We start from the raw sequence: 18487 nt of genomic DNA, 5'->3' as shown, positions 1-18487 counted from the left end.
GCATCACTGGAAGGGGTCGATGTCTCCGGCGCCCGCGACGCGGCGCCGCACGGCGAAGATGTGGGCGGGCGCGCGCTGCGGGTCCAGCAGCACGTAGTGGGTGTCGCCCTGCCAGAGGAAGCGCTGCTGGCTCAGCAGGTCGTGCATCTGCCAGTCGGCCGCGGGCGGGTCGCCCGCCGCGATGGCGATGTCGGCCGGGGTCAGGCGCATCCAGCCCGACTGCGCGTGGTGCGGATCGAGGTTGACCACCGTCACGATCACGTCGCGGCCGTCCGGCGATCGCTTCAGGTAGGCCAGCAGCATCTCGTTGTCCACCGGCAGGAAGCGCAGGCTGTGGTCGGCCTGCAGGGCAGGGTGGGCGCGACGGATGTGGTTCACGCGGGCGATGAGCGGCCGCAGGTTGCCGGGCCGCTCCAGGTCCCAGTGCCGCAGCTGGTACTTTTCGGAGTCGCGGTACTCCTCGCTGCCGGGCTCGCGGGGCACGTGCTCCAGCAGTTCGTAGGCCGGACCGTAGATGCCGTAGTTGGCCGAGAGCGTGGCGGCCAGCACCAGCCGCAGCGCGAACATGGCGGGCTCGCCGCCCTGCAGTTGCGCATGCAGGATGTCGGGCGTGTTGGGCCACGCGTTGGGGCGGAAGTAGTCCCGTCCGGGCGCGGTGTTGAGCTCGGTGAAATAGTCCTGCAGTTCCTGCCGCGTGTTGCGCCAGGTGAAGTAGGTATAGGACTGGGTATAACCCCGCTTCGCCAGGCCGTGCATCACCTTGGGGCGCGTGAAGGCCTCCGCCAGGAAGATCACGTCGGGGTGCTCGCGCTGGATGTCGCCGATCACCCATTCCCAGAAGCCGAAGGCCTTGGTGTGCGGGTTGTCCACGCGGAAGATGCGCACCCCCTCGCCGATCCAGTGCGCGAACACGCTGCGCAGTTCCTGCCAGAGGCCCCGCCAGTCCTCGCACTCGAAGTGGAAGGGATAGATGTCCTGGTACTTCTTGGGCGGGTTCTCCGCGTATTGCACGGTGCCGTCGGGGCGCCAGCGGAACCAGTCAGGATGCTCGCGCACGTAGGGATGGTCCGGCGCGCACTGGAAGGCGATGTCCAGCGCGATCTCGATGCCGTGTTCCCGGGCCCGCGCGACAAGGCGCCGGAAGTCTTCGGGGGTGCCCAGTTCCGGGTGGATGGACTTGTGCCCGCCTTCGTCGGCGCCGATCGCCCAGGGGCTGCCCACGTCGCCGGGCGCGGCCGCGAGGGCGTTGTTGCGGCCCTTGCGCTGCACCCGGCCGATGGGGTGGATGGGCGGGAAATAGAGCACGTCGAAGCCCATGGCGGCGATGTCGGCCAGCCGGCCCTCCACGTCGCGGAAGGTGCCGTGCATGCCCGGCACGGCCGCGGTGGAGCGCGGGAAGAGTTCGTACCAGGTGCTGAAGCGCGCGCGCTCCCGGTCGGCCCGCAGCGGCAGCGCGACGGGGTGGCGGGTTTCCAGGCTGCGGTCGGGGTGGCGGCGCATCGCCTCGGCCGCGGCTTCCTGCAGCGCCAGCGCCTTGAGCGGCGCCGCATCGGTGCTGTCCTCGCGGGCGCCACGTTCCAGCGCCTCCGCCCATTCCTCGAGCTGCCGCGCGTCGGCCGGCGCGGGATGCGCCGCGGCCCGCATCGCTGCGGCCCGGGCGTCGGCCGCGCCCACGCGCGCCGCCACGCGGATGTCCGCCGGATCCACGCGGCGCTGCATGTCGTGCCGCCAGGATTCGAAGGCGTCCACCCAGGCGACCACCGTGTAGCGGTAGAGCCCCGGGTCGGGCGGCGTGAACTCGGCCCACCATTCATCGTTCACCTCGGGGTGCATCGGCACCTCGGCCGGCGCGGTGGGGGCGCCGGGGCCTTCTTCCTTCCACCACTGCAGCATCGCCCGCGGCACGTCGTGCCCGTCGGTGAAGCAGTGGGCGGTGATGCGCACCGCCTCGCCCGCCACGCGCTTGACCGGGAAGCGGCCGCCGTCCACCACCGGCAGCACCGCGTCGATCACCGCGCGCGCGCGCCCGTCTGCCGGAAGCGGCGGCGCGGCGCGCGGCACGGCCTGGGCGGTGGCGGCGGGCGGGGGCAGGCGGCGCCCCGCGCCGGCGGGCGCGGGGGACGGCACGGGCCGGCCGGTGCGGGAGGAGGGCGCGGAGTCAGGCGGGGAAGGCATGGCGTGCAGGCTCCAGTCGGAGGATGAGGGTGGACAGCGGCGGCAGCGTGAGGCACAGCGACTGCGCCCAGTGGTGCGAGCGCACGGGCGCGGCTTCCACTCCGCCCAGGTTGCCCCAGCCGGCGCCGCCGAACTCGCGGGCATCGCTGTTGAACAGTTCCCGCCAGTAGCCGGCGGAAGGCACCCCCACGAGGTAGTTCTCTCGCGGCACCGGCGTCATGTTGCAGACCACCAGCACCGGCGTGGCGCCCTGGCGCTGGGCCTCGGCGCCGGGTTTGCGCAGGAAGGCGATCACGCTGCGGTCGGCGTCGTCGGCTTCCACCCACTGGAAGCCTTCGGGGGAGAAATCGATGTCGTGCAGGGCCGGCTCGCTGCGCAGCACGCGGTTGAGCTCGCGCACCATGCGCTGCAGGCCGCCGTGCAGCGGGCCGTCGCAGACCCACCATTCGAGCTCGCCCTCGTGCGTCCATTCGCGGCGCTGGCCGAACTCGCCGCCCATGAAGAGCAGTTTCTTGCCGGGGTGGGCCCACATCAGGCCGAACAGCGCGCGCAGGTTGGCGAACTGCTGCCATTCGTCGCCCGGCATCTTGTTGACGAGCGACCCCTTGCCATAGACGACTTCGTCGTGCGAGAGCGGCAGCACGAAGTTCTCGTTGAAGGCATACACCAGCGAGAACGTGAGCTTGTGGTGGTGGTAGCGGCGGTGGACCGGGTCTTCCTTGAAGTACGACAGCGTGTCGTGCATCCAGCCCATGTTCCACTTCATGCCGAAGCCCAGCCCGTTCATTTCCACGGGGCGCGACACCATGGGCCAGGCGGTGGATTCCTCGGCGATGCTCACCGTGTCCGGGTGGTCGCGGTAGAGCGAGCGGTTGAGCAGCCGCATGAACTCGATCGCCTCCAGATTCTCGCGCCCGCCGTGGCGGTTGGGCACCCATTCGCCATGCTTGCGTGCGTAGTCCAGGTAGAGCATGGACGCCACCGCGTCCACGCGCAGGCCGTCCAGGTGATACTTGTCGATCCAGAACAGGCCCGAGGAGATGAGGAAGCTGCGCACCTCGTTGCGGCCATAGTTGAAGATGGCCGAGTTCCACTCCGGATGGAAGCCCTGGCGCGGGTCGGCGTGCTCGTACAGGTGCGTGCCGTCGAACTCCGCCAGCCCGTGCCCGTCCATCGGGAAGTGCGAGGGCACCCAGTCCAGCAGCACGCCGATGCCGCGCTGGTGCAGGTGGTCCACGAAGTACATGAAATCCTGCGGCGTGCCGTAGCGCGCCGTGGGCGCGAAGTAGCCGGTGGTCTGGTAGCCCCAGGAGCCGTAGAACGGATGCTCGGTGATGGGCATCAGCTCCACGTGGGTGAAGCCCATCGACTGCACATACTCGCCCAGTGCATGGGCCAGCTCGCGGTAGCCCATGAACTGGCCGTCCCTGCGGCGCCAGGAGCCGGCATGCACCTCGTAGATCGACATCGGGGCGCCCAGCGCATTGCGCGGGCCGCGCGAGGCCATCCATTCACCGTCGCTCCACGTGTAGTCGAGGTCCCAGATGCGCGATGCGGTGCGCGGCGGCAGCTCGGAGCAGATGGCCAGCGGGTCCGCCTTTTCCAGCACCCGGCCGCCATTGCGCGACACGATGCGGTACTTGTAGGCCTGCCCGTGGGTGGCATCGGGCGCGAAGCCTTCCCACACGCCGCTGTCGTCGCCGCGGGGGAGCAGCGGGTCGGCCTCCGGGTTCCAGCCGTTCCAGTCGCCGATCACCGAGACCGAGGCCGCGTTCGGGGCCCATACCGCGAAGTCCGCGCCGCGCACCTCCTGCACGGGCACGCCTTCCACGCGGCGCAGGTGGCAGCCCAGCGACTGGTAGAGGCGCGCATGCGTGCCCTCGCGCAGCAGGTAGGCGTCGTGGGCGGTCAGCAGGGAGGGATCGTTGGACGGCACGTGGAATCCTGGAAGGGGTCGTGGAGGAAGGAACGCAACAAGAAAGCCGGCTTCCGCACGACCGTGTCGGCTGAAAGCCATTGGCGCACGCAGCGGCCGGTCGAGCTCGCGCGGTAGCGGCGACTGGGCCTGTAGGACGGAGCCGCTTTGGCGGCCGCGCCCTGCCCGGTTTCACTCGCGCATCGCCATTTCGCGCATCCGGCGCCGCAGGGCGCGTTCGCGTCTGCGTTCGGCCTCGTGGTCCTCGCGCACCGCCCGCATCAGGGCCACCGCCATCAGCAGCAGCACCAGCGCGAACGGCAGCGCGAAGACGATGGTGGCGGTCTGCACCGCCTGCAGGCCCCCCGCGAAGAGCAGCGACAGCGCGATGCCGGCCACCAGCAGGCCCCAGACGATCTTCACGCGCGCGGATGGATTGGGGTCGCCGCGCGTGCTCATCGTGCTGAGCACCAGGGTGGCCGAATCGCCCGAAGTGATGAAGAACACGATCACCAGCATCGTGGCCACGACGGACATCGCCAGCCCCATCGGCATGGCGCCGAACATGGCGAACATCGCGGTGGCCGGGTCGGCCTGCGCGGCCGCGGCCAGGGGGACCTGCCGGAAGATCTCCAGGTGCAGCGCGGTGCCGCCGAAGATCGAGAACCACAGGAAGCCCACCAGCGTGGGGGCGATCACCGTGCCCAGCACGAACTCGCGGATCGTGCGCCCGCGCGACACGCGCGCGATGAACAGGCCCACGAACGGCGACCAGGCGATCCACCACGACCAGTAGAAGATGGTCCAGTCGCCCACCCAACTGCTGTCCCGGAAGGGCGACATGCGCAGGCTGGTGCGCACGAATTCGCTCAGGTAGGCGCCCAGCGTGTTGGTGAAGGTGTTCACCAGCGACACCGTGGGCCCGAGCAGGAACACCGCCAGCGCCAGCAGGGCGGCGAGCATCAGATTGGCGCTGGAGAGCCATTTGACGCCCCGCTCCACGCCGCTCACCGCCGAGGTGATGAACAGCGCCGTCGTCACCACGATGATCGCGGCCTGCGACCAGGGGCCCACCGGCACGCCGAACACCGCCTGCAGGCCCCCGTTGATCTGCGCGGCGCCCATGCCGAGCGAGGCGGCGACCCCGAAGGCCGTGGCCACCACCGCCAGCACGTTCACCAGCGGCGAGAGGTGGCGCATGCCGCGCCAGGGCAGCGACTCGGTCGCGGAGCTGACCAGGGCCGGGGCCTGCCGGCGGAACTGGAAGAAGGCGATCGTCAGCCCGACGATGCCGTAGATCGCCCAGGGATGCAGGCCCCAGTGGAAGAAGGCGTAGCGCATGGCGGCGCCCGCGGCCTCGGGCGTCTGCGGGACGATGCCGGGCGGCGGCAGCCCGTAGTGCGAGATCGGCTCGGCCACGCCCCAGAACACCAGGCCGATGCCCATGCCCGCCGCGAAGAGCATCGCGAACCATGTCGCGGCGGAGAACTCGGGTTCCTCGTCCTCGTCGCCCAGCTTCAGGTCGCCGTAGCGGCTCAGGGCCAGGAACAGGGCCAGCCCGACCAGCCCCAGCACCACCCACAGGTACAGCCACCCGAAATTCCGCGTGATGTCCGACAGCAGCGTGCCGAAGAACGTACCGAGGCTGGCGGGAGACACCAGTCCCCAGAGCACCACCACGGCGATCATCCCGGCCGAGACCGTGAGCTGCAGGTTGCCGAGCGCCGCGCTCCTGGCGCGTGCGATGAGGGAGGTGTGCCCTGGAGGCGGAGGGGAGGCGGATGGTGCTTGCATCCGCGCAGTGTGGGCGACGGCAGAGCCCCGGTCTGTCAGCCGATGCCGGAAACGGATGAGCCGCCACCCCCTTCCGTTCCCGCCGTTCCGGTCATCCCAGCAGGGCCACGCCCTTGACCTGCGCCACCACCTCCCGGCCCGGCGCCAGGCCCAGCGTGCGCGCGGACCGCCCGGTGATGCGCGCCAGCAGCGGCGTGCCCGCGGCATCCAGGGTCACCAGCACCTGGCCCGCGGGCTCTTCGTGCAGGGCCAGCACGCGGGCGGGCAGCAGGTTGAGCACGCTGGTCGCCGCCGGTGCCGGCGCCAGCGCCAGGCTCACGTCGCGCGCCTGCACGCGCAGCCGCACCGGCGTGCCCGGGGGCAGGGCGCTTTGCGCGGCCAGCAGGAGGGCCTGGCCTCCCGGCAGGCGCACGGTCGCGATGCGGTCGGTCGCGTCGTAGCCGTCGGCCACGCCCTCGGCCAGGGTCGCGGCGAACTCGCCGTGCGCCAGCGGCAGGTCCGGCCGGGCCATGAGCGTGCCGACGGGGCCGCTGGCCAGCACGGCACCCTCGCGCAGCAGCACCAGGTGCGAGGCCAGCCGCGCCACTTCGTCGAGCGCGTGGCTCACGTAGAGCACCGGGATGTCGAGTTCGCGCTGCAGCCGCTCCAGGTAGGGCATGACTTCCGCCTTGCGTTCCGCGTCCAGCGCGGCCAGGGGTTCGTCCATGAACAGCACGCGGGGGCTGGCGGCCAGGGCGCGCGCGATCGCCACGCGCTGGCGCTCGCCCCCCGACAGCGCATGGGTGCGCCGCCCGAGCAGGTGTCCGATGCCCAGCAGTTCCACTGCCTGCTCCAGAGGAACTTGCCGCCGCGCGGAGGGCGTGCGCCGCAGGCCGTAATCCAGGTTGCCGCGCACGTCCAGGTGGGCGAAGAGGCCCGGCTCCTGGAAGACGTAGCCAAGAGCGCGCCGGTGCGGCGGCAGCCACCGGCCGAGTGCGTCGTCCTGCCAGATGTCTCCCGGCACCGCCACGCGGCCGGCACCGCGCTCCAGCCCCGCCATGGCGCGCAGCAGGCTGGTCTTGCCGCATCCGGACGGGCCGGACACCGCGGTGATGCCCCGTCCCGGAAGGCGCAGGTCCGCTTCCAGCGTGAAGCGCCCGGGCCGCGGCAGGCGCAACCGCACCTCGATGGCATCGCCCGGGGGCAGGCCGGCGGCCGTCATGCGCGCCTCCGTGCGGGCTGCAGGGCGTGCAGCGCCAGCAGCACCGTGAACGAGAAGGCCACCATGGCGCCCGCGAGCCAGTGGGCCTGGGCGTACTCCAGCGCTTCCACGTGGTCGTAGATCTGCACCGACACCACGCGCGTCACCCCGGGAATGTTGCCTCCCAGCATGAGCACCACCCCGAATTCGCCCACCGTGTGGGCGAAGCTCAGCACCCCCGCCGTCAGGAAGCCGCTCCGCGCCAGCGGCAGCGCCACGGTGAAGAAGCGGTCCAGCGGCCCCGCGCCCAGCAGCGCGGCGGCCTCCAGCGGGCGCTCGCCCACGGCCTCGAACGCGCGCTGCAGGGGTTGCACCGCGAAAGGCAGCGAGTACACGAGCGAGCCCACCAGCAGCCCGCCGAAGGTGAACGGCAGCGTGGCCAGGCCCAGCGACTGCATCAGCCGGCCCACCGCCCCGTGCGGCCCGAGCAGCAGCAGCAGGTAGAAGCCGATCACCGTGGGCGGCAGCACCAGCGGCAGCGCCACCACGGCGGACACCGGGCCGCGCCAGCGCGAGCGCGTGCGCGCCAGCCACCACGCGAGCGGCGTGCAGAGCACGAGCAGCAGCAGCGTGGTGAGCCCCGCCAGCCGCAGTGTGAGACCGATCGCGACGAGGTCTTCGGCGGAAAACGGCATGGCCCGGCGTCAGAGGCCGTAGCCGTACCGGCGGATGATCTCGCGTGCCTTGTCGCCGCGCAGGTACTGCATCAGCGCCGCGGCGGCCGCGTTGTCCTTGCCGGTGGCGAGCAGGACCGCATCCTGGCGGATGGGCTCGTGCATCGCATCCGGCACCTGCCAGGCCGAGCCCTTGGCGATACGCCCGTCTTCCATCACCTGCGACAGGGCGACGAAGCCCAGCTGCGCATTTCCGCTGGCCACGAACTGGTAGGCCTGGGCGATGTTCTCGCCCGTCACCAGCCGGGGCTCGAGCGCATCGGACAGGCCCAGTTTCTCCATCGTCTGCACCGCCGCCAGGCCGTACGGTGCCAGCTTCGGGTTGGCGATCGACAGGTGCGTGAAGTCGCCGGTACGCAGCACCTGGCCCTGGCCGTCCACGTAGTTCCCGCGCGGGCTCCACAGCACCAGCCTGCCGACGGCATAGGTGAAACGCGAGCCCTGCACGCCCAGCCCTTCGCTCTCCACGCGCCGGGGCGTGGCGTCGTCCGCCGCCAAGAAGACCTGGAACGGCGCGCCGTTGCGGATCTGGGCGTAGAACTTGCCGGTCGCGCCGAAGGACAGCACGGCCTTGTGGCCCGTGTCCTGCTCGAAGGCGGCGGCGATCTTCTGCATCGGCGCCGTGAAGTTCGCCGCCACGGCGACATGTGCCTCGCCTGCCCATGCGGAAGACAGCGGGCCCAGGCAGACGCAGGGTAGCAGCAGCGTGACCACCGGAAAACACAGGTGGAAGGATGGGATGGATTGGAGCATTGCGCTATTCATCGACTGAATAGCGTTTTAGTATAGATGCAAAGTCCTGCGGGGAGGCTGCACGGCCAGGCCGCATGCATGAGGCGGCACTGGATGTGCGCCGCGCGGCCGGCAGTGCAGTATGGGGCGGAGAGGGGTCGAGACGCGCGCCAGGCGGCCTTCGGCCCGCTCGCATCACTCGTACGTGATTTGCACGTCCGTGCCGGCGCTGGTCGCGACTTCTTTCACTGGCACAGCCGCGCCGGCCGCACCGAGGCGGTAGATGGAAGTGTTGACGATGGGAGTGCCCAGCACTGGCTTCGCCGTCGTAACGAGCGACAGCAGCAGAGTGGAGTCCGTATCGGCCTGCACCGAATAGTTCACCGTTGCCGTGCCCAGCTGCAGCGACTTGGTGGAGTCGTTATAGATCTTCATCGTGTACCAGGTGCCAGAGTCGCCTGCCTTGGCGGTGGCGGGCAGCGGCTGGGAGGCATCCGTTACTGAATACAGGCCGCTGATTACCGCGCCGCGCGGGGCCGTATAGTCGTTGTCGTAGTAATTGATGAGCGTACTTGCGATCGTGGAGGATCCACTGCTCGTCTGGAAGTTCAGAGTGATCACCGTGTCCTTGCGCAGGGCGGGCTGGCCCTCGAACGTCACGGGTACGGCGGGATCGCGCACGGTGACGCCGGTACCGCTGCCTGCCTGGTTGTTCACGGTGCCGGCACCGTAAACCGATTGCGTGCCCGAACTCGCCATGTAGGCCGACATGGGCGCGCCGAGTGGCAGCGTGAGCGGCGTGGGCTCATCGGCCGCAAGCGCCGAGAAGGCCAAGGTAATTGCCGGGATGCCCAGCCAGATGGATTTCATTGCGAATGATTGCCGCATGGTCAAATTTGCAAGAGTTGAATGGAAGGTGTGTGTGGAAGTGTCGACGCTCCGTGTGCATGACTATGAGCGCATCCTTGGCTCAGTGCGCGTTTCGCACCTGTGCATGACGTTCTTCCTTGCATAAGTCGAAATTCCGGTGATGTGATCAATGAAATCAAAAGCGGGCTGCTCCCTCCCGCCATGTTCGGGGGGCTCGTATGCGTGTAAATATGTCCGCTGCGGCATCATCGGCCCATGCCTTCGAGTGCTACCCGTCCCCCAGGTCCCTCCCGCAACGCTCCCCTGGCACCGGCCGCCCTGTCCGATGCGCTGGCCCATGGCCCGGCCGACCGGCGGGTGGCGGTGCTGCGCGAGATCGGTGCCGGTGGCTCGATTTCGCAGGCGGCCCGCGTGGTGGGCGTGAGCTACAAGGCCGCCTGGCAGGCGGTGGACACCCTCACCAATCTGGCCGGCGTGCCCCTGGTGGAGCGTGCCGTGGGCGGGGCCGGCGGCGGGGGCGCGCGGCTGACCGAGGCCGGGCATGCGCTGCTCCGAACGGCGGATGCCCTGGCGCAGGCGCGGGCCGGGGTGCTGGCCAGTGCCTGTGCGCCCGGGGCGCAGGCGTCCATTCCGGGCGGTCAGGCCCGCGCCGCGCGTTCCGCCCCGGGCCTGGCGCTGCGCACCAGCATGCGCAACCAATGGCCCTGCATGGTGCAGGCACTGGAGCCGATGGGGCCCGTGGTGCGGGTATGGCTGCAGGGCGAATCCGCAGCCGGGCAGGGCGCCAGGGCGCCGAAAGGTGCCTTGCGACTGTGCGCCCGCATCACCCGCGAAAGTGCCGAACTGCTCGCCCTGCAGCCGGGCACCGCGGTGCTGGCGCTGTGCAAGGCCACGGCTGTGCGCGTGGGGCCCGCACAGCCCGCTGGCGCCGCTGTCCGGCGCGCGCCTGAAGAGGGACCTTCCAACGCGTGGTCAGGCCGGGTGGCGCGCCTGTCGCGCGGCGGCGCGCAGGGTGACGAGGTATCCGCCGAACTCGATGCCGGTGTCCGCATGGTGGGCTTCGCGGAGCCCGGGGCCGGCCTGCGCGTGGGCCGGCGCGTGGTGATGTCGGTGGACGAGTCGGCGGTCGTCCTGGCCGTGGTGGACGCGCTGTAGCCGCCGCGACAGCGCGGGGGCTCGGGCTACTCCACGCCGAAATGCTCGCGGAACGCCTCGCAGAAGGCTTGCGTGCCGCAGAGCGAGAGGGTGACGGTGTGGCGCGGCGCACCCGTGGCGCCCGGCTCGGCCACCACGCGGCGTTGCGCCTCGTCGTAGCGCAGCGACTGCCCGGTGGAGGTTTCCTCCACGGCCTGCAGGTCGTAATCCCACGCCCCGTCCTCCTCGATGGGGCCGCGCTGGTTGCCGAACCGCCCGTGGGCCCAGTCCAGCACGGCGGCGATTTCCGCGTGCAGCGCCTCCACGTGCTCTCCGGTGACGCTGGCCATCGCGTCCCAGGTGCCGCCGCCTTCGCCGTCTTCGCTGTAGTCGAAATCGAGGTAACGCAGGATCATGGGGCGGGAGTGGGTCTGGACAATGGAAGGATGGGTGATTGTCGGGCAGGCTGCGCTGCAGATTGCCACAGAATGTAGGCCGATTTTTCGGCGCCGCGCTTGCCTGCCATGACTGCTCCATCGCCCGACCCGTCCCGCACTGCTGCCCCGTCCGCCATGCCCGTCCTATGGTCGGGCCTGGGCCTGCGCCACACGCCCCCGGGTGCGGCCACACCGCTGTTCGTCGGGCTGGACCTGCGCATCGGGCCGGGCACCACGCTGCTGCGGGGCGGCGACGGGCGCGGCAAGACCACGCTGCTGCGGATCATCGCGGGCGCGCTGCGTCCGCAGGCCGGACGCACGGGGGCGTGCGGCGGCGGTGTTTTCTGGGCCGATCCCCGGGGCGAGGGCCCGGGGCTGCCCGCCGTGCAACAGACACCGGTGGATTGGTGGGCCGGGCAGGCGCAGCGCTGGCCGGACTGGAGCGCGCGGGCCCTGGCGCTGCACGTCGAGGGGTTCGGCCTGGCCGGGCACGCCGGCAAGCGGATGGAGCAGTTGTCCACCGGAACGCGCCGCAAGGTCCTGCTGGCGGCCGGCTTCGCCTGCGGCGCGGCGCTCGTGCTGGTGGACGAGCCGGTCGCGGGGCTGGACCGGCCTTCGGTGGACCATCTGCGCAAGGTGCTGGCGGGCTTCCGGCCCGCCGACGGTCCGGGGGCGCAAGGCGTGGTGGTCGCGCATTACGACACGCTGGGCGAAGTTCCCTGGAGCCAGGTGGTCGAACTGGGCGACTGACCGGCCGCGCCTCGGGGCCGATCATGCGCAGGGCTGCGGGGGATGCAGCCTTGAAAATACAAAATTGCTAACAAATTTTGCAAATATGATTCAAATGTGATTAAATTAATAGCATTGATCAGATGCATGCGCCCGTGCGGGCCGGCGCGAATCCCTGGAAGGCAAGCCCATGTCCCATCCGAAAGTTCCCATCCGCCTGGCTTTTGGCCTCGGCGTCCTGGCGTTGCTCGGCATCGCGACCGCATTCCTGGGCGTAGCCAATCTGCGCTCGCTGTCCCATAGCCTGCAGGAAATCACCGCGGACCGGATGGTCAAGGTGGCGCAGTTCACCGAACTGAAAGACAACCTGAACGCCATCGCCCGCTACGCGCGCAACATCGTGATATCCGGCGACGCCGCCGTGCAGCGGCAGGAAAAGCGCAAGCTCGCCGAGATGCGGGAGGCCAACGAGAAGATCCTGCAGGCGCTCGACATGTCCGTGGTCCAGCCGGAGGCCAGGATGTCGATGGACGCCATCTGGCAAAACCGTACCGAATACAACAGTGTGCTCGAGCGCGCGGTGGACCTGGCGGAGCGGGGAGAGCGGGTGGCCGCAGGCACGGTGCTGCTGGGCGAGGTGCGTCCCCGGCAGAGCCTGATGTTCAAGGCGGTGGACGATTCCCGGATCTTGCAGAAGCGGCTCGCGGACACCCTGGCGCAAGAGACCATTCGATCCGCCAGCCGCGCCACCCTGCTGCTGGCGGCGATGGGCACCGGGATCGCGTTGCTGGCCCTGCTGCTGGGGTGGAGCTCGTGGCGCGATCTCTCCCGTGCTCGGGGCGTGGAACCGGCTGGGCCGGCAGGGCCGGCCTTTGCGCCGCGGCGGAGGCGGCACGCCGGCCCCGGTGTGCCGCCGCATGGACTGCCGGGGGATGCGGCCGGCGCGAGCAGGGCGCGGACCGAGGCCGCCATCCGTCCGTAAGCGCGGCGGGGCGCGGGCCGCGGGCGACGGCGGTACCGGCCAGCGCGAAAGTTGCCGCTGCATGCGCGTCGCCGTCTGGAAGGTCGTAAGATCCCTGCACATCATGGCGCTGTGCAGGCCCGCGCGGGCCTGCGCGGGGTGCCATCCCCGAAGGCTCCTCCAGGATTTCCCATGGACGCTCTCCTGTTCGCTCCCGTGGCCGTGGCGATCGCGCTCACGCCCGGCCCCAACAATTTCTGCGGCCTGAACAACGGCATCCGCGCCGGCGTCGGAGCGGCGATGTTCGCCACCATCGGGCGGGCGGCGGCATTCGCGATCTTCCTGACCATCTCCGCCGTGGGCCTGGGGGCCATGCTGCTGGCTTCCGAGGCGGCCTTCACGGCCGTGAAGTGGGTGGGCGCGGCCTACCTGTTCTGGCTGGGATGGCGGGCCTGGAACAGCCGGGAGTTCGGCGGGCTGGACCTGGTGGAGGGCGGTGGCGCGGCCGCCACGCCCGCGGGCCGTGCCGCCGTGCCGACCTGGCGCGCGCTGGCCGCGCAGGAGTTTCTGCTGGGCATCACCAACCCGAAGGCGATCATCCTCTTCGCGGCCATCTTCCCGCAATTCATCGATCCGGCGCAGCCCGCCGCGCGCCAGTTCCTGGTGCTGGGCACCGTGTACCTGCTGGCGGAGTTCGTCTCCACGGCCGTCTATGCCACCTGCGGCCGGCAGATCCGCCGCGTGATCCGCTCGCAGCGCGGCGTGGTGCGCCTCAACAAGGCCACGGGCGGCTTTTTCATGGGCGCGGGCGGGCTGCTGCTGGCCGCCAACCGCTGAACCGCTGGCGGCGCCGCCGCCCTCGGTCACATCGCCTTGAAGCGGTGCGCGTGCAACCGGCTCACGGGCAGGCGCTCGGGCCGCTCGCGCAGGCGCAGGTGCAGCCGCCCCGACTCGTCCCGCTCCACCGATTCGATGCCCGACGCGCGCACGAGCGTGCCGCGGTGGATCTGCCAGAACGCATCGGGCTCCAGTTGCGCTGCGAGTTCCTTGAGCGGGGTGCGGATGAGGTATTCCTGCCGGGCGGTGAGCACGCGCACGTATTTGTCCGCGGCCTCGAACACCAGCACGTCCGCCACGGGCACGAAGTGGATGCGCGCGCCGCTGCTGGCCTGGATGACGGTCAGGGGCGCGGCCCCGGACGAGGGCGCGGCCGTGCCCGGCACCAGCCCGCGCAGCCGTTCCAGCAGGGCTTCCAGGCCGGCCTCGTCCCGGGACGGAACGCAGGGGCCCTGCCCGCCGGCGTCCGCGTGCGGCGCGGCGCGGGCCGCCAGCACCGCCTGGATCTTCTGCACCGTCTTGAGCAGCCGGGGGGCCTGCACGGGCTTGAGCAGGTAGTCCAGCGCCTGCGCCTCGAAGGCATCGACCGCGTACTGGTCGTAGGCCGTCACGAAAACCAGCGCGGGGAACGGCGCGGCGTCGAGCGGCCAGGCATCGGCCAGCTCCAGTGCCGCCTCCAGCCCGCCGAGGCCGGGCATGCGGATGTCGAACCAGAGCACGTCCGGCCGCAGTTCCAGCGCCTGGCGCACCGCGCTGCGGCCGTCGCCGACGGTCGCGGCGATCTGCAGCCCGGGCCAGGCCCGCGCGAGTTCCTGGCGCAGGGCTTGCGCCAGCAGCGGTTCGTCTTCGGCGATCAGGGCGCGGGGGGCGTGCATGGCGGCGGTCCGGTGAAAGGGGTGGTGGATGCGGCCACGGCCGACCTTTCCAGCGGAAGGACGATGCGCACCCGCGTGCCGTGGCCGCCGTCGCCCGGGCCCAGCTCCAGCATGGCCGCCGGTCCCCGCAGTGTGGCGAGGCGTTCGCGCACCTGGGCGAGGCCGAAGCGGCTGCCGGGCTGCACGGGAAGCTCGCCCAGCCCCGCGCCGGTGTCGTGGACGGCCAGCTCCAGCCGGTCGGGCGCGCCGGGCAGCGTGCGCGCGGCCACCGTGATGCGTCCGCCTTCCACCTGCGGCTCCAGCCCGTGGCGGATGGCGTTTTCCACCAGCGGCTGCAGCAGCAGGGGCGGCACGGGCACGTCGCGCAGCGGCGCGGGCAGGTCGATTGTGTACGCCAGCCGCGCGCCCATGCGCACGGACATGAGTTCCAGGTAATCGCGCAGCAGTTCGAACTCGTCGACCAGCGGATGCGCGGTCGCGCGCGAAGCGCCCAGGGTGGCGCGCAGGTAGGCGATGAAGTGGTCCAGCATGGCCTGTGCGCGCAATGGGTCGGCCGCGATGAGCATGCGCAGGTTGGCCAGGGTGTTGAACATCATGTGCGGCTCCAGCTGCGTCTGCAGCAGCCGCAGCCGCGCCTCGGCCGCGTCCCGCTGCGCCTCGGCGATGCGGCCTTCCAGGTAGCGCGCCTTGCCCTGCGCGTAGAAGAAGAGCGAGATCGCCAGGCAGGCGAGCATCGTCGTGATGACCGCCGGGCCCGGGGCGCCCGGCGACGGAGAGACCGGTCGCGTCAGGCCGATGGCGCTGCAGTAGGCGTCGCCGATGGCCGAGCCGACCTGGAAGCCGATCGTGCCGCCAGCGGCCACCAGCGCCCAGCCGCGCCAGCCCAACGGCCAGGGAATGGGGCTGCGGCGCGTGAGCCAGAACCGGCCCGCCTCGATGAGCAGCCAGCTGCTCAGGCCGATCGAGAGCGAATACACCGCCTGTGCATGCCAGGGCCCCCGGCCGTAGGCCACCTGGATCGCGGCGATGGCGCAGCAGAAGGCGGCCACGAGCAGGCCGTGGCGGACGAGGTGGCGCGGTGTAGTGGGCGGCATGGGCACTCCGCCCCGATTGTGCGCCCCGGCCGTGGTGCCGGTCACACGCGGCGGCGCAGCGCGGCGCGTTCGCGTTCCAGCAGGCGGCGGTAGAGGTTCGCGCCCGGGCCGGACAGGGCCACGGCTGCGCCGTGCGCGAGCAGGCCCGTGCCCCAGCCGAGCGCCGGAAACACCGCCCAGTGCCTGCCTTGCCAGGCGCACAGCGCGGCCAGGCCCAGGTTCACGCACAGGTACACGCCGGCATGGATGAGCCAGCCCATCCTGGCGCCGGCGCGTCGCCGGGCGAGGCGCTCGGCATCGACGGACAGCCCGCCGTCAGGGGACAGGGAAGCGGTGGAGGTGGAATTGGATGGCATGGCCGGACTGTGTCGCGCGGTGCCGCCAGAGGCCTGCGCCGTGCGACGGGCCGCCTCCCGGGCGGCGTGGAATGCGCTGGCGTGGCGTGGACGTATGCCTTGCCACCGCCACCGCGGCTGGTGCGGTGTAGGGGATTTACGTTTCTTCGCATGCCAGCGGGAAAAACGCCATGTTGAGCTTCTACGATCGGGGACGCCGGTCATCCCGCCCGTCGGGCCGGCCGGCCGTGACGCGCGGCCGCCTGCCCAACGGTTTTTCCCGCCACCGCTTCCCTCAAGAACATGCGCTCCACCGATCCCCACGCCGCTCCTTCCGCTGACTCCGCGCCCGGCCCCGGCGCAGCGGGCCGGCCGCCGGGGCGGCGCGCGCGCTGGCTGGGCACCGGGGTGGCACTGCTGGCCGTGGCGCTGCTGTGCGGCGGCGCATGGTGGCTGGTGCAGCGCTCCAAGGCGCCGGTCGCCGGCCCGGGTTTTCCCGCCGCGGGCGGGCCGGGAGGGCCCGCCCGGCCGGCCGGCGCCGGGCCCGCCGGTGGCCGCGCGCTGGTCACCGTGGGCGAGGCGACGGCCCGCCGGCTGCGCATGCCGGTGGCCATCGAGGCCCTGGGCACCGTGATACCGGTCACCACCGTCACGCTCCGGCCCCAGGTGGCGGGCGTGCTCACCGAGGTGCTGTTCACCGAAGGGCAGATGGTGCGCAAGGGCCAGGTGCTCGCGCAGATCGACCCGCGGCCCTACGAGCAGGCGCTGATGCAGGCCGAGGGCACGCTGCGGCGCGACGAGGCGCAGCTGGAGAACGCGCGCATCACCCTCGAGCGCTACCGCACCCTGCTGTCGCAGGACTCCATCGCCCGGCAGGACGTGGATACGCAGGCCGCGCTGGTCAAGCAGCTGGAAGGCACCGTGATGACGGACCGGGCGCAGGAGCGCAGCGCCCGGCTCAACCTCGGCTACACGCGCGTGACGGCGCCGGCCGCGGGCCGCATCGGCCTGCGTTCCGTGGATGCGGGCAATTACGTGACCACCGGAGATACCTCGGGCCTGGCCACCATCACCCAGACCACGCCGATCGACGTGCAGTTCTCCATCCCGCAGGACCGCCTGGCCGACGTGCAGGCCGCCGCCGCCGAGGCCGGCGCCGCCGGGCTGCCGGTGGTGGCCAAGGACCGCACCCGCACCACGGACCTCGCCCAGGGGCGGTTCTCCACCCTGGACAACCTGGTGGACACCGCCACCGGCACGGTCCGGGCCAAGGCGCGCTTCGCCAATGCCGACGGCCGGCTCTTCCCCAACCAGTTCGTGAACGTGCGTCTGGAGCTGCGCGAGGTGGAGGCCCTGGTGGTGCCCGTGACCGCGGTGCGGACCGGGGCGAACGGCGACTTCGTGTACGTGATCAACGACGACCGCACGGTGACGCTGCGCAGGGTGCGGCGCGGCCAGTCCACGGTGGAGTGGGTGGCGATCGCGGAAGGGCTGAAGCCCGGCGAGCGCGTGGTGACCGAAGGCGGCGACCGCCTGCGCGACGGCGCGCGCGTGCAGTTGCCGGAACCCGGCGGGCCGGGAGCGGCGCAGGGCGCGCCCGGGCGGCGCGGGCGGGCTTCCGGGGCTTCCTGGCCGGCGGGCGCGGAGCACGGCGGCTCCGACGGCGCACCGCACCGCCAACGGCACCGGCCGGATGCCGGGGAGGCGGCGCCGGCCGCGCCGGCGGCGTCGGTGCCGGCCAGCCGTTCCTGATCCCCGCGTGCGCTTCCGCCCATGAGTCCGTCGCGTCCCTTTATCGAGCGGCCCGTCGCCACAGCGCTCCTCATGCTGGCCATCGTGCTGGCGGGGCTGGTGGGGTTCCGCTTCCTGCCCCTGTCGGCCCTGCCGCAGGTGGACTACCCGACCATCCAGGTGCAGACGCTCTATCCCGGCGCCAGCCCGGAGGTCATGAGCCGCAACGTCACCGCGCCCCTGGAGCGGCAGTTCGGGCAGATGCCGGGCCTGGCCCGCATGGCCTCCACCAGCGCGGCGGGCGTGTCCATCGTCACGCTGCAGTTCGACCTGGGCCTGGCCATCGACATCGCCGAGCAGGAGGTGCAGGCGGCCATCAATGCCGGCTCCTCGCTCCTGCCCACGGACCTGCCCGCGCCGCCGGTCTATGCCAAGGTGAACCCGGCCGACGCGCCGGTGCTCACGATGGCGATCAGTTCCGACACGCTGCCGCTCACCGAAGTGCAGAACCTCGTGAACACGCGGCTGGCGCAGAAGATCAGCCAGGTGCCCGGCGTCGGCCTGGTGACCCTGGCCGGGGGGCAGCGGCCGGCCGTGCGCATCCAGGCCGACACCAAGGCGCTGGCCTCCTACGGCATCGGGCTGGACACGCTGCGCAGCGCCATCTCGGCGGCCAACGCCAACAGCGCCAAGGGGAGCTTCGACGGGCCGCAGCGCGCCTACACCATCAACGCCAACGACCAGCTGCTCACGGTGGACGACTACAAGCGGCTCATCGTGTCCTGGAAAAACGGCGCGCCGGTCCGCATGATCGATGTCGCCCGCGTGGTGAACGGGGCCGAGAACGACCGGCTGCGCGCCTGGGCCGGCGTCCGCGCCGCGCCGGGCCGCCCCAAGCAAGCGGAGGCCCCCCCGGGGGGCAGCGAACCAGGCGAAGCCGGGAGCGTGGGGGCC

17 protein-coding genes are annotated in these 18487 nt (G+C 71.4%); 6 read left to right on the top strand and 11 right to left on the bottom strand.

All coding sequences use genetic code 11. The features are described 5' to 3' along the window. Positions 1-3 precede the first annotated feature (3 nt). From BLR99_RS17245 to BLR99_RS17215, 7 genes are all read right to left on the bottom strand, one after another. The gene (locus tag BLR99_RS17245) at positions 4-2175 is read right to left on the bottom strand and encodes an alpha-1,4-glucan--maltose-1-phosphate maltosyltransferase (protein ID WP_138919889.1); all 2172 of its coding nucleotides are present in this window, start codon (positions 2173-2175) and stop codon (positions 4-6) included. Continuing rightward, a complete protein-coding gene (gene glgB / locus BLR99_RS17240; RefSeq protein ID WP_139160170.1) occupies positions 2159-4111 on the bottom strand; it encodes a 1,4-alpha-glucan branching protein GlgB in 1953 nt (650 codons plus the stop codon). The genes BLR99_RS17245 and glgB overlap by 17 nt, the downstream gene beginning before the upstream one ends. Positions 4112-4282: 171 nt before the next feature. After that, complete coding sequence (locus BLR99_RS17235) at positions 4283-5884, bottom strand: BCCT family transporter (protein WP_017438916.1); 1602 nt, start codon at positions 5882-5884, stop codon at positions 4283-4285. A gap of 91 nt (positions 5885-5975) precedes the next feature. Beyond that, positions 5976-7085, bottom strand: a complete 1110-nt coding sequence (gene modC, locus BLR99_RS17230) for a molybdenum ABC transporter ATP-binding protein (protein ID WP_048857301.1) — start codon at positions 7083-7085, stop codon at positions 5976-5978. Continuing rightward, entirely contained in the window at positions 7082-7759 is a 678-nt protein-coding gene (gene modB / locus BLR99_RS17225; RefSeq protein WP_048857302.1) for a molybdate ABC transporter permease subunit, read from the bottom strand. The genes modC and modB overlap by 4 nt, the downstream gene beginning before the upstream one ends. A 9-nt stretch (positions 7760-7768) precedes the next feature. Next, positions 7769-8551 carry a molybdate ABC transporter substrate-binding protein gene (gene modA, locus BLR99_RS17220; protein ID WP_017439493.1) on the bottom strand — a complete coding sequence of 261 codons (783 nt, stop codon included), beginning with the start codon at positions 8549-8551 and terminating at the stop codon, positions 7769-7771. A 174-nt stretch (positions 8552-8725) separates the two neighbouring features. Beyond that, positions 8726-9400, bottom strand: a complete 675-nt coding sequence (locus tag BLR99_RS17215) for a hypothetical protein (RefSeq protein WP_017439494.1) — start codon at positions 9398-9400, stop codon at positions 8726-8728. Between the two features lie 255 nt (positions 9401-9655). Here BLR99_RS17215 and BLR99_RS17210 point away from each other — a divergent pair, with 255 nt between their 5' ends. Further along, complete coding sequence (locus BLR99_RS17210; protein ID WP_011795154.1) at positions 9656-10555, top strand: TOBE domain-containing protein; 900 nt, start codon at positions 9656-9658, stop codon at positions 10553-10555. A 26-nt stretch (positions 10556-10581) separates the two neighbouring features. Here the strand turns inward: BLR99_RS17210 and BLR99_RS17205 are convergent, their stop codons facing one another. Beyond that, on the bottom strand, positions 10582-10950 hold the full coding sequence (locus tag BLR99_RS17205) for a hypothetical protein (protein ID WP_074687393.1): 369 nt from the start codon (positions 10948-10950) through the stop codon (positions 10582-10584). A 156-nt stretch (positions 10951-11106) separates the two neighbouring features. On the opposite strand from BLR99_RS17205, the gene BLR99_RS17200 reads away from it, so the two are divergent. From BLR99_RS17200 to BLR99_RS17190, 3 genes are all read left to right on the top strand, one after another. Then, a complete protein-coding gene (locus BLR99_RS17200; protein ID WP_074687392.1) occupies positions 11107-11721 on the top strand; it encodes an ABC transporter ATP-binding protein in 615 nt (204 codons plus the stop codon). 169 nt (positions 11722-11890) lie between these two features. After that, a complete protein-coding gene (locus BLR99_RS17195; RefSeq protein ID WP_074687391.1) occupies positions 11891-12682 on the top strand; it encodes an MCP four helix bundle domain-containing protein in 792 nt (263 codons plus the stop codon). Between the two features lie 171 nt (positions 12683-12853). After that, on the top strand, positions 12854-13498 hold the full coding sequence (locus tag BLR99_RS17190) for a LysE family translocator (protein WP_074687390.1): 645 nt from the start codon (positions 12854-12856) through the stop codon (positions 13496-13498). Between the two features lie 26 nt (positions 13499-13524). Here BLR99_RS17190 and BLR99_RS17185 read toward each other — a convergent pair whose 3' ends face one another. From BLR99_RS17185 to BLR99_RS17175, 3 genes are read right to left on the bottom strand one after another with little or no spacing between them, the layout of a single operon-like run. After that, entirely contained in the window at positions 13525-14373 is an 849-nt protein-coding gene (locus tag BLR99_RS17185; RefSeq protein ID WP_074687389.1) for a LytR/AlgR family response regulator transcription factor, read from the bottom strand. Next, positions 14352-15467 carry a sensor histidine kinase gene (locus BLR99_RS17180; protein WP_074687388.1) on the bottom strand — a complete coding sequence of 372 codons (1116 nt, stop codon included), beginning with the start codon at positions 15465-15467 and terminating at the stop codon, positions 14352-14354. Before BLR99_RS17180 ends, BLR99_RS17185 begins: the two co-directional genes overlap by 22 nt. 41 nt (positions 15468-15508) lie before the next feature. Beyond that, complete coding sequence (locus tag BLR99_RS17175; RefSeq protein WP_049762151.1) at positions 15509-15823, bottom strand: 2TM domain-containing protein; 315 nt, start codon at positions 15821-15823, stop codon at positions 15509-15511. Between the two features lie 282 nt (positions 15824-16105). Here BLR99_RS17175 and BLR99_RS17170 point away from each other — a divergent pair, with 282 nt between their 5' ends. Beyond that, positions 16106-17554, top strand: a complete 1449-nt coding sequence (locus tag BLR99_RS17170) for an efflux RND transporter periplasmic adaptor subunit (RefSeq protein ID WP_011795161.1) — start codon at positions 16106-16108, stop codon at positions 17552-17554. A 21-nt stretch (positions 17555-17575) separates the two neighbouring features. Then, positions 17576-18487 (top strand): efflux RND transporter permease subunit (locus BLR99_RS23530; RefSeq protein ID WP_233427237.1); only part of this gene is annotated, 912 nt, incomplete at its 3' end.

It is taken from the genome of Paracidovorax citrulli, from assembly GCF_900100305.1.
Lineage (GTDB): Bacteria > Pseudomonadota > Gammaproteobacteria > Burkholderiales > Burkholderiaceae_C > Paracidovorax > Paracidovorax citrulli.
Note: the sequence above shows the minus strand (reverse complement) of the source record. Positions and strands in the feature narration are given on the sequence as shown.

Excerpts from the sequence above, each read along its gene's own strand:
- BLR99_RS17245 (WP_138919889.1), bottom strand. The coding sequence starts at position 2,175 with ATGCCTTCCCCGCCTGACTCCGCGCCCTCCTCCCGCACCGGCCGGCCC.
- BLR99_RS17235 (WP_017438916.1), bottom strand. The coding sequence starts at position 5,884 with ATGCAAGCACCATCCGCCTCCCCTCCGCCTCCAGGGCACACCTCCCTC.
- modC (WP_048857301.1), bottom strand. The coding sequence starts at position 7,085 with ATGACGGCCGCCGGCCTGCCCCCGGGCGATGCCATCGAGGTGCGGTTG.
- modB (WP_048857302.1), bottom strand. The coding sequence starts at position 7,759 with ATGCCGTTTTCCGCCGAAGACCTCGTCGCGATCGGTCTCACACTGCGG.
- modA (WP_017439493.1), bottom strand. The coding sequence starts at position 8,551 with ATGCTCCAATCCATCCCATCCTTCCACCTGTGTTTTCCGGTGGTCACG.
- BLR99_RS17215 (WP_017439494.1), bottom strand. The coding sequence starts at position 9,400 with ATGAAATCCATCTGGCTGGGCATCCCGGCAATTACCTTGGCCTTCTCG.
- BLR99_RS17210 (WP_011795154.1), top strand. The coding sequence starts at position 9,656 with ATGCCTTCGAGTGCTACCCGTCCCCCAGGTCCCTCCCGCAACGCTCCC.
- BLR99_RS17205 (WP_074687393.1), bottom strand. The coding sequence starts at position 10,950 with ATGATCCTGCGTTACCTCGATTTCGACTACAGCGAAGACGGCGAAGGC.
- BLR99_RS17200 (WP_074687392.1), top strand. The coding sequence starts at position 11,107 with ATGCCCGTCCTATGGTCGGGCCTGGGCCTGCGCCACACGCCCCCGGGT.
- BLR99_RS17195 (WP_074687391.1), top strand. The coding sequence starts at position 11,891 with ATGTCCCATCCGAAAGTTCCCATCCGCCTGGCTTTTGGCCTCGGCGTC.
- BLR99_RS17190 (WP_074687390.1), top strand. The coding sequence starts at position 12,854 with ATGGACGCTCTCCTGTTCGCTCCCGTGGCCGTGGCGATCGCGCTCACG.
- BLR99_RS17185 (WP_074687389.1), bottom strand. The coding sequence starts at position 14,373 with ATGCACGCCCCCCGCGCCCTGATCGCCGAAGACGAACCGCTGCTGGCG.
- BLR99_RS17180 (WP_074687388.1), bottom strand. The coding sequence starts at position 15,467 with ATGCCGCCCACTACACCGCGCCACCTCGTCCGCCACGGCCTGCTCGTG.
- BLR99_RS17175 (WP_049762151.1), bottom strand. The coding sequence starts at position 15,823 with ATGCCATCCAATTCCACCTCCACCGCTTCCCTGTCCCCTGACGGCGGG.
- BLR99_RS17170 (WP_011795161.1), top strand. The coding sequence starts at position 16,106 with ATGCGCTCCACCGATCCCCACGCCGCTCCTTCCGCTGACTCCGCGCCC.